The sequence below is a fragment of the Microcoleus sp. A003_D6 genome, assembly GCF_036702825.1.
Taxonomy (GTDB): Bacteria; Cyanobacteriota; Cyanobacteriia; order Cyanobacteriales; family Microcoleaceae; genus Microcoleus.
Window position 1 is genome coordinate 1 of record NZ_JAUBWA010000041.1, and the last position, 7,208, is coordinate 7,208.

General features: G+C 47.1%; 7 protein-coding genes. 6 read left to right on the top strand and 1 reads right to left on the bottom strand.

Features of this window, described 5'->3' with window-relative positions:
• The first annotated feature begins 75 nt into the window (after nt 1-75).
• From folK to QUB70_RS13405, 4 genes are all read left to right on the top strand, one after another.
• On the top strand, nt 76-564 hold the full coding sequence (gene folK, locus QUB70_RS13390) for a 2-amino-4-hydroxy-6-hydroxymethyldihydropteridine diphosphokinase (protein WP_332980962.1): 489 nt from the start codon (nt 76-78) through the stop codon (nt 562-564).
• A gap of 78 nt (nt 565-642) precedes the next feature.
• On the top strand, nt 643-1,191 hold the full coding sequence (locus QUB70_RS13395) for an NUDIX hydrolase (RefSeq protein ID WP_332981026.1): 549 nt from the start codon (nt 643-645) through the stop codon (nt 1,189-1,191).
• 141 nt (nt 1,192-1,332) lie between these two features.
• On the top strand, nt 1,333-2,784 hold the full coding sequence (locus tag QUB70_RS13400) for an FAD-binding domain-containing protein (RefSeq protein ID WP_332980963.1): 1,452 nt from the start codon (nt 1,333-1,335) through the stop codon (nt 2,782-2,784).
• Nucleotides 2,785-2,886: 102 nt separating this feature from the next.
• The gene (locus tag QUB70_RS13405; RefSeq protein ID WP_332980964.1) at nt 2,887-3,534 is read left to right on the top strand and encodes a Uma2 family endonuclease; all 648 of its coding nucleotides are present in this window, start codon (nt 2,887-2,889) and stop codon (nt 3,532-3,534) included.
• A gap of 102 nt (nt 3,535-3,636) precedes the next feature.
• Here the strand turns inward: QUB70_RS13405 and QUB70_RS13410 are convergent, their stop codons facing one another.
• Entirely contained in the window at nt 3,637-4,086 is a 450-nt protein-coding gene (locus QUB70_RS13410; protein WP_332980965.1) for a hypothetical protein, read from the bottom strand.
• A gap of 153 nt (nt 4,087-4,239) precedes the next feature.
• Here QUB70_RS13410 and QUB70_RS13415 point away from each other — a divergent pair, with 153 nt between their 5' ends.
• Together QUB70_RS13415 and QUB70_RS13420 are read left to right on the top strand one after the other, a co-directional pair.
• Nucleotides 4,240-4,542, top strand: a complete 303-nt coding sequence (locus QUB70_RS13415; RefSeq protein ID WP_332980966.1) for a hypothetical protein — start codon at nt 4,240-4,242, stop codon at nt 4,540-4,542.
• A gap of 499 nt (nt 4,543-5,041) precedes the next feature.
• Nucleotides 5,042-7,174, top strand: coding sequence for a pentapeptide repeat-containing protein (locus tag QUB70_RS13420; RefSeq protein WP_332980967.1), 2,133 nt, complete (start codon nt 5,042-5,044; stop codon nt 7,172-7,174).
• Nucleotides 7,175-7,208: the final 34 nt, after the last annotated feature.

Sequence of the window (7,208 nt, forward strand, 5' to 3'; positions counted from 1 at the left end):
TCCTTCTTCCTTCTTCCTTCTTCCTTCTTCCTTCTTCCTTCTTCCTTCTTCCTTCTTCCTTCTTCCTTCTTCCTTATGAAATTAACAAAATGCGCGATCGCCCTCGGTAGCAACTTAGGCGACTCCCTCGCCACACTCAAAAGCGCGATCGCAACCCTCAACAACACCCCAAAAATCGCAGTAAAATCTCATTCAAGCTGGTATCAAACCGCCCCCGTCGGGCCGCCCCAACCCGATTACATCAACGCCTGCGCCATCCTAGAAGTTGCACTAGAACCGGAACAATTGCTAGCAAATTTATTAGAAATCGAGATAAAATTTAATCGAATTCGCCGAGAAAAATGGGGGCCGAGAACCCTAGACTTAGATTTGCTGCTGTACGACAATTTAATCCTAGAAACTCCGACACTAACTTTACCTCATCCCCGGATGACCGAAAGAGCTTTTGTATTAGTACCTTTAGCAGAAATAGCCCCGGATTGGGTGCATCCGGTGACGAAAAGTGCGATCGTCCAACTCTTGCAAACCGCAGACTGTTCTGGAGTGCAAAAATTGCCCGTGTAAAAATTCAGCAAAATTTAGGGCTTCGATGGCCTATGATGTCTTAAATCAGTGCACTCTAACATTATTCGCTTCTCGCTTATGTCGATCGGTCAAGAACTACCCCAACTCCTCAAACAGCGCCTATTTTACCAAGGGCGCAAATTTAACTTTGACGTAGCCACCCTCCGCCTTCCCAACGGTTCAGAAGGCGAGTGGGAATGTATTCGCCACCCGGGCGGAGCACTTGCAGTTCCCGTCACACCCGAAGGCAAACTCGTCTTGGTGCGGCAATACCGCTTTGCAGCCAAAGGGCGGATTTTAGAATTTCCCGCAGGTACGGTAGAAATCAATGAAAATCCCGCCGAAACTATTAAACGCGAAATCGAAGAAGAAACCGGATATCGCGCTGGAAAATGGCAGGAATTAGGGCAATTTTTTCTCGCCCCCGGTTATTCCGACGAAATTATTTATGCTTTTTTAGCCCGAGATTTGGAAAAATTGGAAAAGCCGCCAGCACAAGACGATGATGAAGACATGGAAACAGTTTTATTCACCCCTGAAGAATTAGAAAAAGCTATTTTAGCTGGGGAACCAATTGACGCGAAATCAATTTCTAGCTTTTTCTTGGCGCGTCCATTTTTGACTTAAATAGGACTGACGAAAAAAACCCGGTTTCTTATAATAATCGTGCATCAAACCGATAAATCTTAACTTAGAAACCGGGTTTTTGACCCCGCGTGTCTCCAGAACTGTAAAATCTAAAATCTAAAATCTAAAATCTAAAATCTAATGTCCGATCTAATTTTATTTTGGCATCGCCGCGACTTGCGTATTTCTGACAACATCGGACTGGCAGCAGCGCGCCAGCAAAGCCCTAAAGTAGTCGGGATTTTTTGTCTCGATCGCAATATCCTAAATCGCGATGACGTAGCGCCAGCCAGAGTCACATACATGATCGGCTGCTTGCAAAAACTTTCCTCGCGTTACAGCGAAGCAGGCAGTCAATTACTGATAATTGAAAATGACCCGAGTCTCGGAATACCGAAATTAGCAACAGCTATAAATGCCAAAGCAGTATTTTGGAACTGGGATGTAGAACCCTACGCAAAACAGCGCGATCTAAGTGTATCAAACGCCCTCCAACAAGCAGGAATTCAAGTCGAAAATTTCTGGGATCAAGTCCTGCACGCCCCGGACGAAATTCGCAGCGGTACAGGACAACCCTACACAGTTTATACCCCATTTTGGAAAAAATGGAACAGCCAACCCAAAGCCCAACCAGTAGAGACACTGCCGATAACTTATCTGGAATTAATGACCGGATTAACCGCAGAAGAACAAGAAATTGCCAACCAAGCAGGTGCAATTGAAACAGTGCCAACTGCCTTTAGTTTGGGATTTATTTGGGAAAATCCATTAGTAATAGAACCCGGAGAAGATGCAGCGCGAGAAAAGTTGGATGAATTTTGCGATCGGGCAATTTACGAATATCAAGAACAGCGCAATTTCCCCGCAACTAACGGCACATCCCAACTCAGCGCCGCCCTCAAATTTGGTGCAATTGGCATCCGCACGGTTTGGCAAGCTACCCAGATAGTAATGGACACTTGCCACAGCGAAGAAGCGTCTACAAACATCCGAACTTGGCAACAGGAAATAGCGTGGCGGGAATTTTACCAACACGCCATGTATAACTTCCCAGAATTAGCAGACGGGCCCTACCGTCAAGCATTCAAAGACTTTCCTTGGGAGAACGATGAAAAGCTCTTTCAAGCTTGGTGTCGAGGTAAAACTGGTTATCCTATTATCGACGCGGCAATGCGGCAGTTAAATCAGACAGGTTGGATGCACAATCGCTGCCGCATGATAGTCGCCAGCTTCCTCACCAAAGATTTAATTATTAACTGGCAGTGGGGCGAAAAATACTTCATGCAAAAATTGATAGACGGCGACCTTTCTGCTAATAATGGCGGCTGGCAGTGGAGCGCATCTAGCGGCATGGACCCGAAACCTTTGCGAATATTCAATCCCGCCAGTCAAGCTCAAAAATTTGACCCGGAAGGGGAATATATTCGCCACTGGGTTCCAGAATTGCGCCGAGTTGATACTAAACTTTTGCTAACAGGAAATATTTCGCCTTTAGAACGCCGACTTCTTCCTTATCCCGATCCGATCGTAGACCACAACGAGCAGCAGCGCAAGTTTAAGGAACTTTACAAGCAGCAAAAAATAGCAGATTAGACTGCTAGATTTTGAGCGCAAGTTATTAGTAAGGCGCGCACTGCGCACCCTACAATATTTTTGGCGCAAGTTATAATAAATTTAAATAAATCGGAGGTTTCAATGGTAACGCTGCAATTAAGGCAAATCAGTGTACCCCCAGGGCAGAGAGTGCTGTTCCATGATGTTAATTGGCAGGAATTTGAAGCAATTTTAGAAGAGTTGGGAGAACACCGTGCCTCTAGAATAGCTTACAGTCAAGGAACTTTGGAGATTAGGATGCCACTACCAGAACATGAATTCAATAAGGAAATTATTGGGGATATGGTCAAAATATTACTCGAAGAACTTGAAATTGATCGAGAATGTTTTGGTTCGACGACTTTCAAGCGAAAAAGTATGTTACAAGGAATTGAACCTGACAACTGCTTTTACATCCAGAATTACGCTTTAATGATTGGCAAAAAGCGGATTGACTTAACAATCGATCCGCCGCCTGACTTAGCAATTGAAGTGGATCTAACTTCCCCAACTCAACTGGACGCTTACGAGGCGCTGGGAGTACCTGAAATTTGGCGCTATGAAAATAACAAGCTTCAGATTAATGTGCTTCAAGATGGGAAATATGTGGAATCAGAAATTAGTCCTACTTTTCCCAATCTGCCAATTATTGAAGCTATTTCTCAATATTGCGAACAAAGTCAAACAGCGGGCACGAGTCAAACTCTCAGATTGTTTCGCAAGTGGGTTAAAAACCAAATACAAAATTGATATGAAATTGCTATTCCACGCACTTGCTGTCAGAAACCAGGCTTATGTACGATCGCAAAAAAGCCATTTTCTCACAGCAAGCGTCCTAATCGCGTTGTATTGTTAATTTCGCTTTTGGGAAATCGAGAGAGAGTAAGGGTGTTGAGCTTGAGATCGATCGCCCACAAAAATAACATAAGTCCCCTTGTCCCCATAACCGGAAAATTCTACATTCCCCGCAGCAGCATTCGCCGGCAGGACGCAGAAACGCCCCCTCGGCCCCTGAATCATCAAACTCGGAGCTCCAGCGGTTTGTACCGCAATCCGCCAGTAAGGCAAATCCTGCGTTACTTCGATGACGTGGTTCGGTGCTTGGGACACAAAACCGCAGTCGCCGCTATTGTTCGGGCCGCCGGAAATTCCAGAAACTCCCAGCGGTTCGGGAAATCCCGGAGCAATTTGTAGCGGTTGGCTCCGAAGGGCACCGGCATCCGCTAAAATCATTGCCAAGGCTAGGGTCACGATCGGGCCAAAGCGCAGTCTGGGGCGATCGCACGGATAGCATATCTTCATTTTTATCCTTATTTATCCGAACACAATGGCGTCCGGTTCTACTTCTTTGACGGTAGAGGATAATTAGCGCTTGGGAACACGCTAATGTGACTCTTATTAATGTGACCGCCCTAAAATGATCGATGTACAGCTAAACTAACTCCCAATTTTTTTATGAATCCTCAAAATAACTTCAATTGGCAGCAAGCGATCGGAGAACTAAAAGCTAAACTAGAGCGATCGCCGCTCATCCAAAAAAATCCAGACACCTATCAGGCTGTCGAAACCTTCTACAATCAATTACTCGACAAGTTTCAAAGACTCCCCAAACCCGGGCAGGTGGCAGCCTTTGCCGTCGGAGCGATAATTGTCCTGACAATCTTCAATAGCATCGTAAAGCTAATTTCCGCCCTGATGACTCTTGCCGTTCTCGGAGTGCTAATCTACATAGCGTTTGACACTCACCGACCGTCCTAATGGCGAGGTGATTCTTGGCTCCACGACTGACCTTACTACTCACTATCCTTACGGCAATACTTAAACCTTTCAACCGTGGAATACCACCAATTGACGAGCTTAACTTAGTTAATCCCAGAGGGTCTATCTCCCCAAGCGTACTAGGATATGAACCTAGAGTTCAGGCGTGTCCCGCCTTACTTCAGTAGTCAACAAAGTATTTGGTTCTCTGGTATTGGGATATTATTTTTTTATCCCTAGCTGTTTTAAGAGTTTTCGCCGCTCTTTGCCCCTAAATTTATGCCTGAAAGTGTGTCTCAACTGTTTCACGATGGCAAGGGAGTTTCACCCTGACAACTTAATTATAACCTGGTTTGGGGTTGCTTTGCCAAGCGTAAATTCACGCTCATCCAATAGAAAGCCGTCAAGCCAAGGACGGGGTTTTAAACCCAAATTTCTGATAAATTGGCAATATCTCCTGATTCCTCCAACTAACGACAAATAATAGGAATTTCTAAATATGGCTAGCCCAACCGCACCCGGTGGTATTAATCAACCCGATCCGTCTTGGCAAACACAATCCCAGCAAATGCCACTGCTGGTTCGCAGGTGCGGCGCTTGGGCCGTGGAAATTTCGTTAATTGCGGCCAGCGCCCTCGTTCCTTTCAGTATCGGGGCATTGGTCAACAAGGAAACTCAAACCGTGCCGCTCAATTCCTCAGTAGCAGCAGCATCCGAAACCGTCGCCCGTACTTTGGGCATACCGATGCGCGATCGCAGCCCCAGAGTCGCACCCCTAACTAATCTATTCTGGTCGGGGGCGCTGCTGGCACCTGCGGTTTTAGCGGCGTGGCAACTGTTTTTGCTCGCCAGAACCGGTCAAACTCTCCCCAAACGCTGGTTCGGCGTCAAAGTTGTCACAGCGTCTGGCACTCCTCCCGGTTTTGGGCAAGTGCTAATTAGGGAAAGTTTAGGGCGCTGGGGAGTGCCTCTGGGCGTCGCTTACGGGATTTGGCGCTTGACGGGTGCGTTTCCAGATTTAATCATTTTAGGGGGGCTGAGCGGCTTGGCAGTGCTGGCAGACGGCGCTTTTGCATTGCGCTACAAACGGCAATCGGGACACGATCGGCTCGCGAATACTTTGGTCGTCAGCGGTCGATCGAACCCACAGTCTGCCAATCCTGTCAAGAGTCAAGAATGGACAGAGGAAGACGCGCAGATTGCAGCTTTGGTTTTGACTCCCGAAACCGACATGAAAGAAAATCCCAGTTTGTGGAATTGGATTCGCCAACACCCAGGCGCAACTTTAGTGATAGTAACCCTCGGCAGCGCGGGATTGATTTTAACTTTGTTTGTCGGCACTCTCATCTACACTCAAAGTCAAGCAAATATGCGGGATTCGCGGCAGCGGAACGACGAATTATTTGTGGCTTTAGTTAGCAAATTGTCTCCGACTTCGCCTAGCGGGGCATCCGGCAGGCGATCGGCAATTTTGGCTTTGGGGGCGGTGGAAGACTCCCGCGCCGTACCGCTGCTAGCGGATTTGCTAGCTCAAGAAGACAACCGCGCCATGCTGGACGCGATCCAGCAAGCTTTAGTCAGTAGCGGCCCGAAAGCTTTGCCTGACTTGCAGCGGTTGAATCAAGCCCTCAGCAACGACCTCGATTCCCTGCGCTTTGGCGGCAAGGCCCCGGAACGCGAGTTAGCCGCCGCCCGCCAGCGAACAGTACAAAGGGCGATCGGCAAAATTCTCACAGTGTATAGCAGCCAGCTCAACGGCGCGGATCTCAGCCGCACGGATTTAGCTCAAAGTCCTGCCGGCCCGGGTCAGTTTACTTTAGTATTAAACAAAGTTGACTTGTCGGGAATTAAGCTGAAAAACGCCAATTTAACCAATGCCAGCTTGCAGGGAACTCGCTTTTACGGCACTGGCGAAGACAGGCGTCCGGGTACATTTGACGATTGGATTTCTGACTTGAGCGCAGCTAATTTTGAAGGAGTAAATTTGACCGGGGCGTCTTTGAACAGCGCTGTAATGAACCGGACTACTTTTGTGCGCGCTGTCATGAACAAAGCTAATTTGTCAAGCGGAAATTTGAATTCAGCTAATTTCAGCAGTGCTATTTTAATTGGGGCAAATTTGCAGCAAGCAATGTTAAAAAATGCAATTTTTACCGGTGCAGATATAGGAAGCGCGAATTTGTCAGGTGCTGATTTGTCAGGTGCGCGTTTGGGCAAAGTGAAGGCTCAAGGCACTCAGTTGTCCTTGACAAATTTGTCTAACTCGGAATGGCAAGGTGCTGATTTGTCCGGTGCGGATTTGAGCGGTGCTAACTTACAAAAAGCCGATTTGACTTCTACTAAACTCGCCAACGCGAATTTAAAAGATGCTCGCTTGCAAGATGTTAATTTGCGGAATGCGGACGTGAGTTCGGTTGATTTTAGGGGCGCGAATTTAGCGGGCGCGAATTTTCAAGGGGCTGTGTTTGTGGGGAAGGCGGCTTCGGATCAATTTATTCAAAGTTCGGCCGGTAGTAAATCGGGTAGATTTCAAGGAGTTGATTTTGCGGAGGCTGAGAATCTAGATAAAACTCAAATTGCTTACATTTGTTTGCAGGGGGGGATTCATCCGAAGTGCCCGCAGAAGAATTAACGGTTGGTTGTTAGCATCGGACTTGAGTCCTTCT